Genomic DNA, 16,917 nt, shown 5'->3' on the forward strand with positions numbered 1-16,917 from the left:
GTTATTTCTCCGTCAGAAAAAACGTTCCGTCGGCATGGCCGTTGGCGCCGCATGTCGGCGGTTCCGTTAGGCCGTCCTTGCCCTCACCGTTCTGCTCCACGACCAGCGCGTCGCCTGAATGGCGAAATGTGAAGCTGAACCCGGTCGGCTTGTTGTTATCATCGGTGTCGACAAGCTGCAGGTCTTTGCGAATCTTGACCGTGCCGCCGATTTCGCACGACCCGTTGCCTGAAACGGGATCGGCGACTTCCTCCGAGATTTCAAGCTTGAAGGCGCTTGCGGCTTTGATCTCGACCGTACCGCGCATGCTGCTCCAGGTGCCGATGAGGCCGGCAGCCGACGGCTTGCGGATATCGGAGAGGAAGGTGGCACGATCGCGTATGAATTCGCCAAGATCGAATGTCCGCTTGTCCTTCGGCGTGTCTTCGTTGAAGGCGGCGATCTGGTCGCGGTAGCGGATGAAATCGCTCTGGTCTTCGCGCAATGCCTTGCCGGCAAGGGCGTCCAGCAGCTTCAGCGCGGCGGCGTAGGTCTTCGCCTCATCGGCATCCGCCTGCGCGAGAGCCGGATCGGCGCAGATGGCCTTTTCCGCCATGCTTGCCGCTTTGGCGCAGTCGAAGGACGGCTTGGCCTGCGCCTTGGCGTCGCCGTTTGAAAGCAGCAGCGCTGCCAGAACGGAGCCCGCTATCGCCAACGGCGCGGCCGCCAGGCTCGCCTTGCTCGCTTTTGAGATCATCGGCCGCCGGCCTTTCCCCACTCCATGAACCGGCGGTGGCCGCAATTCTGGCGGCAACGCTAGGGACAAGCAAGGGTGCGGTCTGCAGCCGCGCCATTGTTACATTGCGGGCAGGGGGGCTTTCCGCTATTGAGGCGCAACCTGAAACAGGGACCCGCTCCAAGCCCTATGAGCCTTCTCGACTCGGTCAAGAATACCTTCGTTCCGATCCATCGCGAGGGATATCCCTTCATCGCCGCCTTCGGCGCGGCGACGCTGTTTCTCGGTTATTTCTCCTCGGTCCTGTTCTGGATCGGCCTGATCCTGACCGCCTGGTGCGTCTATTTCTACCGCGACCCCGAGCGCGTCACGCCGGTTGACGACCGGCTGGTGGTGAGCCCCGCCGACGGCCTGATTTCGGCGGTCGGCCCGGCCGTACCGCCGAGCGAGCTTGGCCTCGGTTCGGGCGAGATGACCCGCATCTCGGTATTCATGAATGTGTTTTCCTGCCACATCAACCGCGCCCCGGTGCGCGGCCGCATCACGCGCATCGAGCACAAACCGGGTAAATTCCTCAATGCCGAGCTCGACAAGGCAAGCTCGGAGAACGAGCGCAACGGCCTGGTCATCGACAGCCCCAACGGCACGATCGCCGCTGTCCAGATCGCCGGCCTGGTGGCGCGCCGCATCGTCTGCTGGGCCGAGCAGGGCGGCACCATCGCCATCGGCGAGCGTTTCGGCCTGATCCGTTTCGGCTCGCGCGTCGACGTCTTCCTGCCGAAGAACGCCGTGCCGCGCGTCGCGGTCGGCCAGACGGCGGTGGGCGGCGAGACGGTGCTGGCCGAATTCGGCGGCACGGCGGTCACGCCACTGGTCAGGATTTCCTGAACGGTGGGCGCGCCCTTCAAGAAGTTCGAGGCCCATGCCAGCGGCGGTCCGCGCATCCGCGAGATCCCGATGCGCATGGTGCTGCCCAATCTGGTGACGGTGCTTGCCATCTGCGCCGGCCTGTCCGGCATTCGCTTCGCCTTCGAGAACCGCTTCGAGACGGCGGTGGTCATGGTGCTGCTCGCCGCTTTTCTCGACGGCATCGACGGGCGGCTGGCGCGCATGCTGAAGGCGACCTCGAAATTCGGCGCGCAGATGGATTCGCTGGCCGACATCGTCAATTTCGGCGTCGCGCCGGCGCTGGTGCTCTATGCCTACTTGCTCGACCGCGCCGGATCGCCGGGCTGGATTGCCGCCCTTCTGTTCACCATCGCCTGCGGCATGCGGCTTGCCCGCTTCAACGTGCTCACCGAAGACCACGACCAGCCGGCATGGCAGACCGAGTATTTCGTCGGCGTGCCGGCGCCGGCGGGCGCTGTGCTGGTCATGCTGCCGCTCTATTTGTCCTTCCTGCGACTGGGCATCGAGCCAAGCCGTCCGGTCGCCTTCATCGCCACCGGCTTCACCGTGCTGGTCGCCTTCCTTTTGGTCAGCCGGCTGCCGGTCTATTCCGGCAAGAGCGTCAAGGTGCCGGGCGACAGGGTGCTGCCGATCATCCTTGGCGTCGTGCTCTACATCCTGCTCCTGATGACCTATCCCTGGTACACGCTGACGGCTTCCGTCGCGGGGTATCTGCTGTTCCTGCCGTTCTCCGTGCGCGCTTATTCGAAGCGGGCCATGCGCGAAGGCGAGAAGGTGCCGCCTTCGGATATCGGTTAACGTTGCAGTCCGCGCAGAAGCAGATCGCTCCACGCCAGCGCGAAGCGTTCGTCGCTGATGTCGATCGCGCGCTCGCCCCAGATCGCTTCAAAGACGCGAAACATGGCGGCGCTGCCGACGATGACGGCAGACACGGCTTCGCTGTCATGCGGGCGTAGCTGGCCGCTCTCTTGATGCTCTTGCAGCCACTCCGCGACGGCGAGATATGTCCTTTGCATGATCTCGTCCCGTGCGGTGGCCTTGAGATCCGGAAAATGCTCCAGATCGCGCCACAGAATCCTGAGCACGTCGCGGTTGGCGCCGAGCCGTGCCAGCATGCCCTCGACGAGTTGCCGCGCTTTTTGATCTATCGGCAATGATGTCTCATCAAGCTCCGTCCGCCCCTCGCGCGCGATGCCGACAAACTGGTCGATCGCCTCGGTGAGCAGCGCCTCTTTCGACGGATAGTGCTTGTAGAGAGCGCCCGAACCCCGCGATAGCCCTGCCGCGGCCTGTATCTCGGGAATGCTCGTGCGGTCGTATCCGCGATCGGCAAACAGCCGAATGGCCTCACGAAGGATCCGTTCGCGTCCGTTTGAGGGCGGCTTCATTGTCTTTCCTTTGTGTTGCTCTGTCTCGTTGGGACTCGCGACCGAGGATAACATCGCGTCAGCGAAGTCCGCCGATATCGATATGGTCACGTTCGACGTTCGTGCTCTGAAAGCCAGTCCGTCCAGTGTCTTTTGCCAAGGTGCTCGGCCGTCTCGACCAGACCCATGGCAAGGCTTATCCTCCGGCTGACCGGTAACGGTACTACCAGACGGCGGAGGCCCAACGCATCTCGATATCGCCTGCCGAAGGTCGAGAACGGCATCATGTCAGGGCCTCCGATCTCGGGCCGCATGCCGCGTTTCCCGTCATCGACGGCCTGCGCGATGTAGGTGGCGACGTCGCGCGTATCGACCGGGTTCGACGCAGACGTCGGCAGCGGCCAAACCGGCAGCCATGTCAACCCGCCAAGCATCTTTGCCAGAAGGTAGTAGAACGGCGTTGCGCGGATGACAGACCAGGAAAGCGACGACTCGCGCACCAAGCGCTCGCCCGCCAGCTTCACTCGACTGTAGGGTAGGGTGCTGCCTTCCAGGCCGACGATCGACACAAAGATGAAATGGGCAATGCCAGCTCGTTGCGAAGCGGCAAGCAGTTGCCGCGTGCCGTCGACGTCGACATCAGACGGGCTGGAGAAGAAATCGACGAGCCGCATGCCTCGCTTGGCGATAGGCGATAGAGTCGCGGCATGCACGACGGTGTGGATGCCAAGCAGTGCGTCCTCCAGGCCGTCTCCGGTCGCCAGATCGCCAATTGCCCACTCAACGGCCATGTCTGGTTGTGCTTTTCTGGCCAGTAGTCTGACGCCATGTCCCGATTTGATCAGGGTCGGCACCAGATCGCGCCCGAGGTGCCCGGTGCCCCCGGTGACAAGGATTTTTGCCATGGTCTCCTCCTCGCGTTGCGTTTTCTAAGGTAAGTAAATGGTCACTCACCTGAGATTGTCCACTCGATGGCGTGCGGCATGAAGGCGCGGCCAAGGTGGCGCCAGGCAACGTATTCAGAACCAGCAGAAGAGTGACGCGCCTACGCCGCCACCCCCAGCCCCAGCCGGTCGATCGCCAGCTTGCGCGCCAAGACGTAGTCCGTCTTGCCGGAGCCCAGCACCGGGATTTCATCCACCTTGATGATGTCGTTCGGCACCATCAGCTCCGCAGCGCCGGCTTTCTTGCCGAACTGGCGCAACTGCTCGGCGCTGGCGTCGTCGGCGGTGGTAACCAGCACGATGCGCTCGCCGCGCCTTTTGTCGGGCACGGCCACCGCCGCGTGGCGTTCTTCCGGCCACAGCGACTGCACCAGCATCTCGACCGCGCCGAGCGACACCATCTCGCCGGCGATCTTGGCGAAGCGTTTGGCCCGGCCGCGGATGGTGATGAAGCCGTCGCGGTCGACGGAGACGATGTCGCCGGTGTCGTGCCAGCCTTCCAGCGGCTGCAATTCGCCGGGACGGTCGGCGGTCATATAGCCCATCATCATGTTGGGGCCGTCGAGCCACAGCCGGCCGCCTTCACTGATGCCCTCGACCGGCTCGAGCTTCATGCGGATCGCCGGCAGCGGCCGTCCGACCGTGCCGTCGCGGCCATGGATGGCGGTGTTGACCGCCACCACGGGGGCGGCCTCGGTCAGCCCGAAACCTTCGACGATCGAAGCCTGGAAGCGGTCGCGATAGGTGCGCCGCGTTTCCGGCTTCACGGCCTCGGCGCCGGCCACCACGAAGCGCAGGCTGGAGAAATCGCCGTCCTTGGCGGTGCGGGCATAATTGGCGAGGAAAGTGTCGGTGCCGAACATCACCGTCGGCTTCACCTTGCGGGCGATCTCCGGAATGATCTTGTAGTGCAGCGGCGAGGGGTAGAGGAACAGCTTTATCCCCAGCACCAGCGGCAGGATGGTGCCGCCGGTCAGGCCGAAGGAATGGAACACCGGCAGCACGTTGAGCAGGATGTCGGCCGGCGAGACCGAGACTCGCGCCTCCGCCTGCATGACATTGGCGAGCAGATTGCGGTTGGACAGCACCACCGCCTTCGGCGTGCCTTCCGAGCCGGACGTGAACAGGATGACGGCCGGCTTCGCGGCCAGCTGCCGCTGCAGCGGCAAGCGCCACAAAAGCGCGGCCGCAACCTTGTCCAGGGTGGTCACGCTGGCGCGGATATCCTCCAGCCACAGCATTTTGGCGCCGCCCGCCTCGACGGCGGCGACGATGTCGTCGATGGCTGCCTTCTCGATGAAGGCGCGGGAGGAAACCACCGTCCGGATGACGGCGGTGCGGACGGCGGCGGTCACGCTGGCCGGCCCGGCGGTGTAGTTGATCATCGCCGCCACGCGCCCCGCCGAGATCAGGCCGACGAAGGTCAGCACCACGCCATTGGCGTTGGGCAAAAGCACGCCGACCGCTTCGCCGGGCGCCGTCACCGCCTCGAAGCGGCGGCCGAGCACGCGCGCGCCGATGAACATCTTGCGGTAGCTGAGCGAGCCCGAGATCACGTCCTCGATGATCGGCCGCGACGGGCCGATGCGGTCGGCGGCGTCGCGCATCGCCAGGAACAGGCCGCGGTCGAGATTGGTGCCATAGAGCCGCGCCTCGGCATAGCGGTCGAACAGCGCATTGGTGTTGGAAGCCATGTCGGGGTTGCGCGCCACCAGTTCGGCGATCGTCATCGGCTCCAGCACGCTGATCGACAGGCGCTGGAACCAGTGACGGGGTGCTTTCTCCTTCGGCGTCAGCGACACCGGCAGATCGCGCGCGCCGGCGACGAAGATCGGTACGATGCGGGCATCGGCCTGCATGGCAATGCGGGTGACGGCGCGAAACAGCCGGAACGACTTCATGTCGGGCTCGACGTCGTCGGGCAGATAGACGGCGAGCCGGCCCTTGCCCTTCAGCACCCGCACCAGCCGGCGGCTGACGAAGACATGTTCGGCGTTGAAGGCGATGGTGCGGCCAAGCTCGCGCCACGGCTCCAGCCAGGGCGAGCGGGCCGAAGCCTCGTCGAGTATATGCAGCGTGTCGTCGGGCAGCAGCGACAGCATCAGCGCCGGCTCCAGCCGCGACTGATGCGAGATGACATAGATGACCGGCGTTTTTGCGCCGCGGGCGATGCGGATGCGGCCGTCGTCAATGCGGTAGGCGAGCTTGAACGGCACGTAGAGCAGGGCCTGGGTAAAGCGCAGGTCAAGCCGGAAGGTCTCGATCGCGCCGATCAGCAGCCAGGCAAAGACAAGGCCCGCCAGCAGCGCCAGGGTCAGGATCATGCCGCTCTCTCCCAGTCTCCTCGACGCGGCTCTTGAGCGGCCGCTTCGAGCGCAGAGGGTAGCGGAATGGAGGACAAGGTCAATGCGGGCGTGGCTAACGCGATGCCTCGATTCCTTGCTGGGTAGCGATGGGCCAGGCAATCGCCCTTCATTTGAAAAGCACCGGCTTGAAAAGCATAGACACATGTCGTAAATAAAGCGACACGTGACGGAGAAATAGCATGACCAGTTTTCCAACGGGATTTGCCGAAGCACCGCGCATGGAGCCGGAGTTCGAACGACTGGTCGATCTGTTCGGCGGGCAGAAGGTTCTCGGATTCTCCTTATCCAGTCCGCTCGAGGCACACGAAATGATACTGCATGGAATTCCGAGCCAGGCCCTGGAAAGTCTTGTCGGACAACTGACAGTCATTGATGCAGATGCCTTCGAGGCGGCATTCGGCATGAGCGAGCGCACATTTCAGCGGCACAAATCGGATCACTCCAGGACCCTCAATCGGGAGCAGGGCTCCAGAACCTGGAATTTCGCCAGGGTTCTCACCAAGGCCACATCCGTTCTTGGAACTCAGGAAGCGGCCGAAAAATGGATGATTGAGCCGGCCATGGGTCTAGACGACCGGAGGCCGATCGATCTGCTGGCCACCGCGGCGGGGACTATCCTTGTACAGGAATTTCTCGAGCGCCTCGACTACGGTGTCTACGCGTGACGCCATTGCCGGGTTCTCTTGGAAAAGGAGATGTCCTCGGCTGGAGGCTTGACCATCAGCGCTTTCAGGCGACCTGGGACAGCGGCGAGGGTGCCTTCAAGCTCGGAGGAAGGTGGAATAGCAAAGGTGTGAGGGCCGTGTACGCCTCCATTGACCCCTCGACCGCCATTCTTGAGGTGGCCGTCCACAAGGGGTTTCGGACGCTTGATACGGTCCGCCACGTGCTGACCGCATTCGAGATTACCGATCCGTCGAAGCTTCATGTGGTGAAAATCGACGATATTCCAAACGCGAACTGGCTGCGGCCGGGCATTCCCGGCGCCGGCCAGCAGCAATTTGGCGACGGTCTGTTGGCAGAGCATTCCTTGTTTCTGATTCCAAGCGCTGTATCCCTGCATAGCTGGAACCTGGTGTTCGATCCAGGCCAGGCCAGCGGCCTTTACAAGCTGCATCTTCAGGAGGATTTCGCCCTGGATACAAGGCTGCATCCTCCTTTGCGAGATAGCGCACAGTCCGAGCGGGCGGAGGGGCGAAGACCGCCTAAGCCGCCTTCAGCCGCCCGCTGATGAAGCGGAACTCCTGCGTCTTGCCGCCATAGCCGTAAGCCGCGGCCGGGACTTCGTGCACGAAGGCGTAGCTTTCCTCATGCACGCCGCCAAGCAGCCGGCCGAAGGCCTCGAAGATCGCCTTGAGATAGGCTTCGAGCTCGAGCTTGGTGTTGGTGCCGTCGACGACCTTGATGTCCAGCCAGAATGTATTGGTGCCATGCTCGGCCAGCGACTTGCTGCCGGCGAACCAGTGTTCCGGGTCGATATAGGTGACGGCGACGGCGGTGATCGTCGGATCCTTGCGCAGCTCCTTGGCGGTGATTTCGGTGGCTTCCCTGGCGATATTGGCGGACAGCTTGGCGTCCGGCTTGCCGGTGACGCTGACATTGATGATCGGCATTTTTCTCTCCTTTGGTTTGGCGCGTCGCGCCTTCGATGGGAGAGATATGGGCTCTTGCATACATCAAAAAAATCGAATTGTTTTTGACAAACACTTCGATAAAATCGAATTATGCAAACCCTCGATCCCGACCTGCTGAAAACCTTCCTCGCCTTCGTCGACGGCGGTTCACTCGCCAACGCGGCGTCCGCCGTTGGACGCACGGCTTCGGCGGTGACCGCGCAGATGCAGCGGCTGGAGGAGATCGTCGGCGAGCCGCTGCTGACGCCGCAGGGCAGGGGGCGCGGCCTGACGCCGGCCGGGGAGGACCTTGTCGGTCATGCCCGACGCATCCTCGCCGTCCACACCGAGGCCTGGCTGGCGTTGAAAGGCGCGCGCGCCGGCGGCCGCATCGCCATCGGCACGACGCAGGATTTCGCCGACCACGGCCTGCCGGACCTGCTCCGAGCCTTTGCCGTCAGCCACCCGCGTGTGCGCATCGAGCTGCGCGTCGGCCGCTCTCAAGAGCTCGGCTCGGCGCTGCAAGCGGGCCAGCTCGACATCGCTATTCTCATGCGCCATGCGCCGTCGCCCGATGAAGTGGCGCTGATCAGCGAACCGATGCTGTGGCTCTGTTCGGAAAAAGGGCTGGCAACGCGGCAGGAGGTGCTGCCGCTGGCGCTGCTCGATCCTTATTGCGGCTTCCGCGAGGCCGCGCTCATGGCGCTCGACGCTGCCGGCCGCCGCTATCGCATCGCCGCCGGCAGCGCCAGCCTTGCCGGCCTGCGCACCGCGGTCAATGCCGGCATCGCGCTGACGCCGCGCACAAGGCGCTTTGCCCATTCCGGCATCGTGGAGGCGCCATACGAGCTTGAGCTGCCGCCGCTGCCGATGGCCAACTTCGCTATTCGCATCGCACGGGAGGCGGAAGCTCCGGCACGCGACCTCGCCGACCTGCTCGCCAGCGGCCTGGTGCCATCCTAAAAAAGAAAAAGCCGACCTTTTGGGTCGGCTTTTAGTCGGACGGGTCGAGGGGTTTGGGGGGACTTGGGGGGTGACCCGTCGCATTGATAATGCCTGAGCCGGATGATGGTTCCGTGACTGGAAAAATATTTTTACGAGCGCGCCGATTTTGCCTTCCACCAGTCGCGTCCGGCATGGGCAAACACCGCGCAAAGCACGATCGCGCCGCCGATGACGCTGGCCACGGGCGGAACTTCGCCGAGGAAAACCAGGGCAAACAGGATGGCGAACGGCACTTCGGCCGAGCCGAGCAGACCGGCCTCGGCGGCGGGAATGAGCCGCGAGCCTTCCGTCCACAGGATCGAGGCAAGCGCAAAGGAACAGCCGAAGGCGCCGAGCAGCACCGCGTCGTGGGCCGAGACCGCCAGCGGATCGGTGACGAACCAGCCGAGCACGAAGAGCAGGAAGGCCGACACCGCACCGGCCCAGACGACGGGCGAGTCGCGAAAAGCGCGCACCATGATCATGTAGAGCGCGCTGCCGGCGGTCATCAACAGCGCCAGTCCATCGCCGAGCAGATGGCCGCTGCCGAAGCCGGCGCCGACCATGATGGCGACGCCGCAGAGCGACACGGCCGCAGCCAGCATTGTCTGCAGCCGGAATTTCTCCCGCACCAGGAGGAAGGCAAGCACGGCCGCGATGAAAGGCGAGGTCGCGTAGATCACCGCGACATTGGCGACATAGGTGTGTTTGAAGGCCGAGATGAAGGCGATGCTGGCCGCCGCCCCCTCGATCGCCAGCAGCCAGCCGCGCCAGCCGAGCTTGAGGCTTTCGCGCCCGCCCGAGCGGCGCCGGCGCCACAGCACATAGAGGCTGATCAGGATCGAGCCGACGAAACCGCGCCAGCAGGTGATGGTCAGCGGGTCGGCATGGATCGACTTGGTCAGCACGCCGGTGAGCGCGAAGGCGATGGCCGAGGCCGACACCAGGATGATGCCGAGCGTCCGTTCCGCCGCCACATCCGCGGCAGCACTTGGCGCGCGCTTCTCCGGCATGTCCAGCGTATCGGTCATGGCGAAAGACTACCGCGTTGCTGCTGACAACCTTCTGTCATGAGCGGCAGCCTCATGTCCGTTTGCGGAAACGTTCGTTGCCGACGATGAGCAGGCCGGCGCCGACGATCAGGGCCGCGCCCATGAACACTTCTCGGCGCGGCACGTCGCCCCAGATGACGTAGCCCAGCGCGAAGGCCCAGATCAGCGAGGTGTATTCGAACGGCGCCACGATCGATACCGGCGCCCGCCGCATGCCTTCGAACAACATGTATTGCGCGACACCGCCGAGCGCGCCGACGCTGATCAGGAGCAGGAGCTGGACGCCATCGGGCATGCGCCACCACAAGAGCGCGGGTATCGCCGAAAACAGCAGGAAATAGAAATTGTTGAGCACCAGCTGGATCATCGTGCGCTCCTGCATCGCGGTCTTGCGCAGCAGCACCACGGCGATGCCCCATAAGACCGCGGCGGCCAGCACCAAGAGCACCGGCAGCGACAGGCCGAGGCGCGTCGGGTCGCAGGCGATGAAGACGCCGACGAAGCCGATGAACACGGCGATCCAGCGCAACAGCGGCACTTTCTCGCCCAGGATCAGCACCGACAGCACGGTGACGATGATGGGTGCCGCGTAATAGATGGTGGTGAGCTCGGCGAGCTGCAGCGAGCGCGCGGCGTTGTAGTAGCAGAGCCAGGCGGCGAGCGTGAAGGCGCTGCGCACCAGCATCGGCTTGACGATCGACGAGTTGACCGTATCGGCAAACAGCCGCTTGCCGCCGATCGCGCCGCAGGCGACGAGCACGGTGACCGAGCGGAAGAACATGATCTGCCACACGCTCATGCCGACGACGAGCAGCTTGATCGAAGCGTCCTGCGCCGAAAACAGGAAATAGGCGACAGCCGTGAACAGGATGCCGGCCAGCACCCTTTCGCGGCTATCGAGGACGACGATATCGACCATGCGGCTTGCTTTGCGTAAAGGCGGCTCCGCCCCTGCTGGAGCCGCTGCCCCTGCTATACGGGTGAATGCTTGCCCGGCGCTGCTCCAGCGTGGCGCTTGCGTTGGCGCAGGGCTGTGTGTGAGCCGATCAGACCTATTGCGTCGCCTGGTAGAGCTCCGAGGCTGCATCCTTCAGCGCGCGCCGTCCGTCCGGCCTCAGATACATCATGTGGCCGCCTTCAAGGACGTCGAGCCGGATCGGCTTGGCGCCGGCGAGCGTCGGGATCTGGTTCACCAGGTAGCGCGAGCCGAGATAGGGCGTGACGAGGTCGGTGTAGCCATTGACGATGACGACGCCGAGCGACGGGTTGAGCGCGCGCGCCCGCTGCAGATCGTTCATCACGCCGGCATAGCCTTGCCCTTGCGTGCCGTAGTCCCAATTGTGGCCGACATCGCCGCTGAGCAGCCGGTAGCTGACATCGGTATGGTAGTTCAGCTCGTCGCGCGCATAGGCGACGAAGGCAGAGGTCAGCGCCGGCACGCTGCGGTCGAGCACCGGATCGGGGCCGGTATCGCGGGCGCTCTCGGGCTCTATGTCGGCGCCGCCGACGGTGGCATCGTAGGGGCTGAGCACCTTGCCCTTGGCGCGCTGGAATTCCTTCGCGAAGAGGCCGGTCGGCACGCGGGCGAAATTGCGCTGCACGAGATCGAGCGGCAGGCCGGTGATCTCGGCCACGCGCCCGCTCGCCAGCTTGCCGCCTTGCTCCAGGCCGCTGTTCAGCGCGCTCAGATAGTCGCCGAGCGCGTAATGCTCGATATCGGCGAGTTTTTCGCGCAGCGCATCGCCGCTGACACCGTCATTGCGGAGTTTTGCCGCCGCCAGCGAAGGCAGTTCGAGCGCCCAGTGCAACTGGTCGAACTGGTCCGGCCGCACCAGCATGAACTCCAGCGCCGGCGAGATCAGCACGATGCCGCTCGGGCTGAGGCCAACATCCTCCTGCAGCGTGCGCGAAAGCAGCGCGGCGCGGAACCCGCCATAGCTTTCGCCGGCGAGGAACAGCGGCGACCCCGTACGCCCGTTCTGCGCCAGATAAAGGCGGATGAAGGCGCCGACCGAGCTGGCGTCCGCGTCGACGCCCCAAAACTCCTTGCCCTCATGCCCCGGCGCCTCGCGGCTGTAGCCGGTGCCGACCGGATCGACGAAGACCAGATCGCTCATGTCGAGCCAGCTGTCGGGGTTATCGATCAGCTTTTGCGGTGGCGGCAGGAATTCGCCGTCGGCCGAAGTCTGGACGATACGCGGCCCGATGGCGCCGAGATGCAGGTAGGCCGAGGCGGCGCCCGGTCCGCCATTGAAGACGAAGGTGATCGGCCGGTCCTTTGCCGCGGTCGCCGGCTGCTGCGTATAGGCGACATAAAACATCTCGGCGCTGACGTCGCCCTTGGCCGACAAGAGCGACAGCGTGCCCGCCTTGGCCTGGTAGTCGAGCTTGCGGCCGGCAAGCGTGATCGAATGGGTGGTGACCTGCGGCGCCGGCAGCAGCGACAGCACGCCACCCTCTGGCGCCGGGCGCTGCGGTGTTTCGGCGGTCCACGCCGGCTGGGCGAAGGCGGCGAGCGTGAGAAGGACGAGGGGGAAGAGTTTGGATCGCATGACGGCTCCGGGGGGAATGACACCGCAAAGGTATGGCCTGGGCGGGTGAAGTCAAAGCAACAATCGCAAACGTTGCGATCCTTCGCGCCCCTCTCTGCCCTGCCGGCCATCTCCCTCACGAGGGGGGAGATCAGATGTCGCGCCGGCTTTCGCCAATCTTCGACGCAGAAGGGCGCCGCCGGCGAAACTGCTAATCTCCCCCCTCGTGGGGGAGATGTCCGGCAGGACAGAGAGGGGTGCTGTCCCGCCGGTGTAACGGTGCTATCAAGGCATCAAAGATCGATCGAAAGGAACTCCAAATGGACGCGACCGCGCTGAAAACCATGCAGGCGCCGCTGAAGGATGCCTATCGCGAGGACGCTGCCAAGGCGCTGATCACGCTGAAAGCCCGCGGCACGCTCGACGACCAGTCGATCGCCTGCAAGGTGGAGACGGGCAGGGCGCTTAGCGTGGCCGGCCTGCATCCAGCAACCGGCGGTTCGGGCCTCGAACTGTGCTCCGGCGACATGCTGCTGGAAGCGCTGGTCGCTTGCGCCGGCGTGACGCTGAATGCGGTGGCCACGGCGCTGGAGTTCAAGCTCGGCAACGCCACCGTCGAGGCCGAGGGCGACCTCGATTTTCGCGGCACGCTGGGTGTCGCCAGGGATGCGCCGGTCGGCTTTCGCGAGATAAGGCTGAAATTCGACCTCGACACCGACGAGCCGCAGGAGCGCATCGATTCGCTGATCAAGCTCACCGAACGCTATTGCGTGGTGTTCCAGACGATCAACAACAAACCGGTGTTGACGGTGAGCGCGCAGCGCTGAAGCGCCGCGACGCACCCTCATCCGGCCGCTACGCGGCCACCTTCTCCCCGGCGGGGAGAAGAGACTGGCGCCGGCGCTCACGAACTCCTCTCCCCGCCGGGGAGAGGTCGGCCGAGCGAAGCGGAGGCCGGGTGAGGGGCAGCCCGCTACTGTGCCGACGGCGTCTCCGCGTCCCCCTCATCGGTGAACGGCGAGGCGCTCGGCACGCATTGCACGGCCCAGCCCTGCGGCGTCGGCTGCTTCTGGTATTCGGTGACGGCGTTGGTGCACTGTTCGCGGGTGTCGAAGGTGCTGGGCAGCACCACCATGCCGCCTTGCGGGCCGGCGATCACCAGATACCAGACCAACGCCACGCTGGGAGTAGCAGCCATGGGAATTCCTCACTTTGCTGGATGTCGAAGTCGGGTCGATCCTAGCAATTCCCCATCCGTGGCGAAAGCTGGCCGCGAGGAACGCTTCCGCCGCGCCGTTCACAGACCCGTGAACGCGGGGGATGCTACTCCGGCTGCCGGTACGCAACGAACCGGTTGTGCTTGGCCTGGAAGATCAGCCCGGTTTCCTTCAGCGCGGGGCTGGCCAGCGGCACGATGCGCCGGGCGATCTCTGAAGGGTGCGGCAGCGTTTCCGGATCCTCGCCGGGCATCGCCTGCGCGCGCATGGCGGTGCGGGTGGCGCCGGGATCGGCGGCATTGACCCTGAGCGGCAGGCTCTCAGTCTCATGCGCCCAGGAACGCATCATTGTTTCGACAGCGGCCTTGGAAGCCGCATAAGGCGCCCAGAAGGCGCGCGCCGAATGCGCGGCGTTGGAGGAAAGGATGATGGCGCGGCCGGCGTCGGAAAGCCTGAGCAGCGGATCGACCGAGCGGATCAGCCGCCAGGTCGAGGTGACGTTGATGGTCATCACCTTGTCGAAGGTCTTTGCCTCGACATGGCCGATCGGCGAGATGACGCCGAGCACGCCAGCATTAGCGACCAATATGTCGAGCTTGCCCCAGCGCTCATGGATGGCGCCGCCCAGCCGGTCGATGCCGGGCATGTCGGCAAGATCGAGCGGCACCAGCGTCGCCTGACCGCGGCCATCGGCCTTGATCTGGTCGTCAAGCTCTTCCAGCCCGCCGACGGTGCGTGCAACCACAATCACATGCGCGCCGGCCGCCGCCAGTTCCCTGGCGATGAAATAGCCGATGCCGCGCGAGGCGCCGGTAACGACCGCCACGCGGCCGGAAAGGTCGAGGGTCATGCGAGGATTTCCGTAGCGCGAGGGTGACTTGGCGCAGGCAAATGTCAGTCCGGCGACCTACACCCCGTTGTTCGCCAGCAGCGACAGCGTGCGCACATTGTCGTGGCCTTCGAAGTCGAGCAGGCGGGTGGGGTATTGTCCTGTGAAGCAGGCGTCGCAGAATTGCGGCTGCTCATTGTCGCGGCCTGCCTCGCCGACGGCGCGGTAGAGTCCGTCGATCGACAGGAAGCCGAGCGAATCGACGCGGATGAACTCGGCCATTTCCTCGACCGACATGCGCGATGCGAGCAGCTTCGATTTCTCCGGCGTGTCGACGCCGTAGAAGCACGACGCGCTGGTCGGCGGCGAGGCGATGCGCATATGCACTTCCCTGGCGCCGGCGTCGCGCACCATCTGCACGATCTTCTGGCTGGTGGTGCCGCGCACGATGGAATCGTCGACCAGCACCACGCGCTTGCCCTCGATCATGCGGCGGTTGGCGTTGTGCTTCAGCTTCACGCCCATGTGGCGGATCGAATCGCCGGGCTGGATGAAGGTGCGGCCGACATAGTGGTTGCGGATGATGCCGAGCTCGAAGGGAATGCCCGCGGCCTGGGAAAAGCCGATCGCCGCCGGCGTACCGGAATCCGGCACCGGCACGACGATGTCGGCCTCGACCGGGTTTTCCTGCGCCAGCTCGGCGCCGATGCGCTTGCGCACTTCATAGACATTGCGGCCCTCGACCGAGGAATCCGGCCGCGCGAAATAGACATATTCGAAGATACAGAAGCGGGTCTTCTGCGGCTCGAACGGAAACAGGCTCTCGATGCCCTTGGCGGTGATCACCACCATCTCGCCGGCCTTCAGGTCGCGCACGAAGCGGGCGCCGATGATGTCGAGCGCGCAGGTCTCGGAAGCCAGGATCCAGGCGCCGTCGAGATCGCCAAGCACCAGCGGCCGGATGCCGAGCGGGTCACGGCAGCCGATCATCTTCTTGGCCGTCATCGCCACCAGCGAGAAGGCGCCCTCGACCTGGCGCACCGCATCGATGAAGCGGGAATTGAGGTCGCGTTCCTTGCTGGTCGCAACCAGATGCAGCAACGTCTCGGTGTCGGAGGTGGACGAGAAGATCGCGCCCTGCTTCTGCAGGGCCCGCTGCACCGTCATGGCGTTGGTGAGGTTGCCGTTATGGGCGACCGCGAAGCCGCCATCGGCAAGCTCGGCGAAGAAAGGCTGGATGTTGCGCATGCCGGCGCCGCCGGTCGTGGCGTAGCGTGTGTGACCGATGGCGCGATTGCCTTGCAGGCTGTCGATGACGCGCTGCTTGGTGAATGTGTCGCCGATCAGGCCGACATGGCGTTCGACGTGGAACTGCGTGCCGTCGTAAGAGACGATGCCGGCCGCTTCCTGGCCGCGATGCTGCAGCGCGTGCAGGCCGAGTGTGACGATCGCCGCCGCGTCCTGGCGGCCGAAGATGCCGAACACGCCGCATTCGTCATGGAAATGGTCGTCGGCCTCGGCGGAAAGGACTTGGCCTCTATCTGCCGTTGAGTCTGCCATCTGGTGCTCAAGCTCCGCTAAAGCCGCCATATAATGTGATCGCTCGCCGAACGCAACGCACGCTTTCTTGCATTCACAAATTGGCTCGGTCGCCGGCGCGCGCCGGCGAAATCAGTTTGCCGGCGCTGGAGCAGGCGCGGGGGCAGGAGCAGGTGCTGGCGTGGCAGGCGCCGGCTCGTTGTCGGCCGGAGCATCGCCCTCGCTGTCGTCGGGCGCAGGGGCGTTGTCGTCGCCGGCTGCCGGCGGCTCTGCCGCGGGCTGGTCGCCCGTTGCCGGCGCGCCTGCCTGCGGCGTGCCTTTGTGGGTGTATTTGTTGACCAGCTCTTCGGTGTTTTCGGGCAGCACGCTTTCGAGCTTGGCGCCGATCGTCTCGAGCAGCGGCCGCGATTTGGCGTTGGCGATCCAGGCGGGTGCCTTGGCGCCGGCCAGCCAGTTGAAGAACAGCAGGGCCACCGCGACGACCAGGATGCCGCGCGCCGCGCCGTAGAGGAAGCCCAGCGTGCGATCGAGCGCGCCGATGCGCGAATCGATGATCCAGTCGGCGAGCTTCATGGTGATGACGGACACGACGATCAGCGCAATGAGGAAGACGGCGCCGGCCGACGCGGCCATCGCGATCTTGTCGTTGTCGACATAGGGTTTGATGTAGGGCAGCACCGGCTTGTAGAAGAAGAACGCCGCCGCGGCCGCCGCCGCCCAGGATACGACCGACAGCACTTCGCGCGAAAAGCCGCGCACCATGGCAAGCATTGCCGAGACCAGGGTGAAGCCGACCAGGATTCCGTCAAGCAGCGTAATCGGCATGTTTTTGGCCCCACTCCGATCTCGTT

The 16,917-nt window shown here is 64.8% G+C and carries 18 protein-coding genes; 6 read left to right on the forward strand and 12 right to left on the reverse strand.

Annotated features, from left to right (window positions below):
• Nucleotide 1: 1 nt before the first annotated feature.
• Entirely contained in the window at nt 2-736 is a 735-nt protein-coding gene (locus AB6802_RS24025) for a lysozyme inhibitor LprI family protein (protein WP_371012673.1), read from the reverse strand.
• Between the two features lie 141 nt (nt 737-877).
• On the opposite strand from AB6802_RS24025, the gene AB6802_RS24030 reads away from it, so the two are divergent.
• Nucleotides 878-1,603, forward strand: coding sequence for a phosphatidylserine decarboxylase (locus tag AB6802_RS24030; RefSeq protein ID WP_371012763.1), 726 nt, complete (start codon nt 878-880; stop codon nt 1,601-1,603).
• Between the two features lie 3 nt (nt 1,604-1,606).
• Nucleotides 1,607-2,422, forward strand: coding sequence for a CDP-diacylglycerol--serine O-phosphatidyltransferase (gene pssA, locus AB6802_RS24035; RefSeq protein ID WP_371012674.1), 816 nt, complete (start codon nt 1,607-1,609; stop codon nt 2,420-2,422).
• On the opposite strand, the gene AB6802_RS24040 is transcribed toward pssA, so the two are convergent.
• The 3 genes from AB6802_RS24040 to AB6802_RS24050 all read right to left on the reverse strand — a co-directional run bounded on the left by AB6802_RS24040 (nt 2,419) and on the right by AB6802_RS24050 (nt 6,259).
• Entirely contained in the window at nt 2,419-3,102 is a 684-nt protein-coding gene (locus tag AB6802_RS24040; RefSeq protein WP_371012675.1) for a TetR/AcrR family transcriptional regulator, read from the reverse strand. The two genes, pssA and AB6802_RS24040, sit on opposite strands and share 4 nt — an antisense overlap.
• The gene (locus tag AB6802_RS24045; RefSeq protein ID WP_371012676.1) at nt 3,099-3,896 is read right to left on the reverse strand and encodes an SDR family oxidoreductase; all 798 of its coding nucleotides are present in this window, start codon (nt 3,894-3,896) and stop codon (nt 3,099-3,101) included. Before AB6802_RS24045 ends, AB6802_RS24040 begins: the two co-directional genes overlap by 4 nt.
• A gap of 140 nt (nt 3,897-4,036) precedes the next feature.
• Nucleotides 4,037-6,259, reverse strand: coding sequence for an AMP-binding protein (locus AB6802_RS24050; protein ID WP_371012677.1), 2,223 nt, complete (start codon nt 6,257-6,259; stop codon nt 4,037-4,039).
• A gap of 221 nt (nt 6,260-6,480) precedes the next feature.
• Between AB6802_RS24050 and AB6802_RS24055 the strand changes: the two genes are divergently transcribed.
• On the forward strand, nt 6,481-6,966 hold the full coding sequence (locus AB6802_RS24055) for an antitoxin Xre/MbcA/ParS toxin-binding domain-containing protein (protein WP_371012678.1): 486 nt from the start codon (nt 6,481-6,483) through the stop codon (nt 6,964-6,966).
• A complete protein-coding gene (locus AB6802_RS24060; RefSeq protein ID WP_371012679.1) occupies nt 6,963-7,532 on the forward strand; it encodes an RES family NAD+ phosphorylase in 570 nt (189 codons plus the stop codon). The genes AB6802_RS24055 and AB6802_RS24060 overlap by 4 nt, the downstream gene beginning before the upstream one ends.
• Here the strand turns inward: AB6802_RS24060 and AB6802_RS24065 are convergent.
• Nucleotides 7,507-7,914, reverse strand: coding sequence for a 4-oxalocrotonate tautomerase family protein (locus AB6802_RS24065; protein ID WP_371012680.1), 408 nt, complete (start codon nt 7,912-7,914; stop codon nt 7,507-7,509). The genes AB6802_RS24060 and AB6802_RS24065 overlap by 26 nt on opposite strands.
• Nucleotides 7,915-8,025: 111 nt before the next feature.
• Here AB6802_RS24065 and AB6802_RS24070 point away from each other — a divergent pair, with 111 nt between their 5' ends.
• Nucleotides 8,026-8,877 carry a LysR substrate-binding domain-containing protein gene (locus AB6802_RS24070; RefSeq protein WP_371012681.1) on the forward strand — a complete coding sequence of 284 codons (852 nt, stop codon included), beginning with the start codon at nt 8,026-8,028 and terminating at the stop codon, nt 8,875-8,877.
• Between the two features lie 131 nt (nt 8,878-9,008).
• On the opposite strand, the gene AB6802_RS24075 is transcribed toward AB6802_RS24070, so the two are convergent.
• The 3 genes from AB6802_RS24075 to AB6802_RS24085 form a co-directional block, all read right to left on the reverse strand.
• Nucleotides 9,009-9,911, reverse strand: a complete 903-nt coding sequence (locus AB6802_RS24075; RefSeq protein ID WP_371012764.1) for a DMT family transporter — start codon at nt 9,909-9,911, stop codon at nt 9,009-9,011.
• A 70-nt stretch (nt 9,912-9,981) separates the two neighbouring features.
• The gene (locus AB6802_RS24080; protein WP_371012682.1) at nt 9,982-10,869 is read right to left on the reverse strand and encodes a DMT family transporter; all 888 of its coding nucleotides are present in this window, start codon (nt 10,867-10,869) and stop codon (nt 9,982-9,984) included.
• A 133-nt stretch (nt 10,870-11,002) separates the two neighbouring features.
• Entirely contained in the window at nt 11,003-12,502 is a 1,500-nt protein-coding gene (locus tag AB6802_RS24085; RefSeq protein WP_371012683.1) for a S10 family peptidase, read from the reverse strand.
• Nucleotides 12,503-12,801: 299 nt separating this feature from the next.
• Here AB6802_RS24085 and AB6802_RS24090 point away from each other — a divergent pair, with 299 nt between their 5' ends.
• Nucleotides 12,802-13,308, forward strand: a complete 507-nt coding sequence (locus AB6802_RS24090) for an OsmC family protein (protein WP_371012684.1) — start codon at nt 12,802-12,804, stop codon at nt 13,306-13,308.
• Nucleotides 13,309-13,454: 146 nt separating this feature from the next.
• Here the strand turns inward: AB6802_RS24090 and AB6802_RS24095 are convergent, their stop codons facing one another.
• From AB6802_RS24095 to AB6802_RS24110, 4 genes are all read right to left on the reverse strand, one after another.
• Nucleotides 13,455-13,679, reverse strand: a complete 225-nt coding sequence (locus tag AB6802_RS24095; protein WP_027165524.1) for a hypothetical protein — start codon at nt 13,677-13,679, stop codon at nt 13,455-13,457.
• Between the two features lie 125 nt (nt 13,680-13,804).
• Nucleotides 13,805-14,548: an SDR family NAD(P)-dependent oxidoreductase gene (locus tag AB6802_RS24100; protein WP_371012685.1), complete on the reverse strand. Its 744-nt coding sequence runs from the start codon at nt 14,546-14,548 to the stop codon at nt 13,805-13,807.
• Nucleotides 14,549-14,605: 57 nt separating this feature from the next.
• A complete protein-coding gene (gene purF, locus AB6802_RS24105) occupies nt 14,606-16,087 on the reverse strand; it encodes an amidophosphoribosyltransferase (protein ID WP_371012686.1) in 1,482 nt (493 codons plus the stop codon).
• 111 nt (nt 16,088-16,198) lie between these two features.
• A complete protein-coding gene (locus AB6802_RS24110; RefSeq protein WP_371012687.1) occupies nt 16,199-16,891 on the reverse strand; it encodes a CvpA family protein in 693 nt (230 codons plus the stop codon).
• Nucleotides 16,892-16,917 lie beyond the last annotated feature (26 nt).

Source organism: Mesorhizobium sp. RCC_202 (genome assembly GCF_041355295.1).
Classification (GTDB): Bacteria; Pseudomonadota; Alphaproteobacteria; order Rhizobiales; family Rhizobiaceae; genus Mesorhizobium.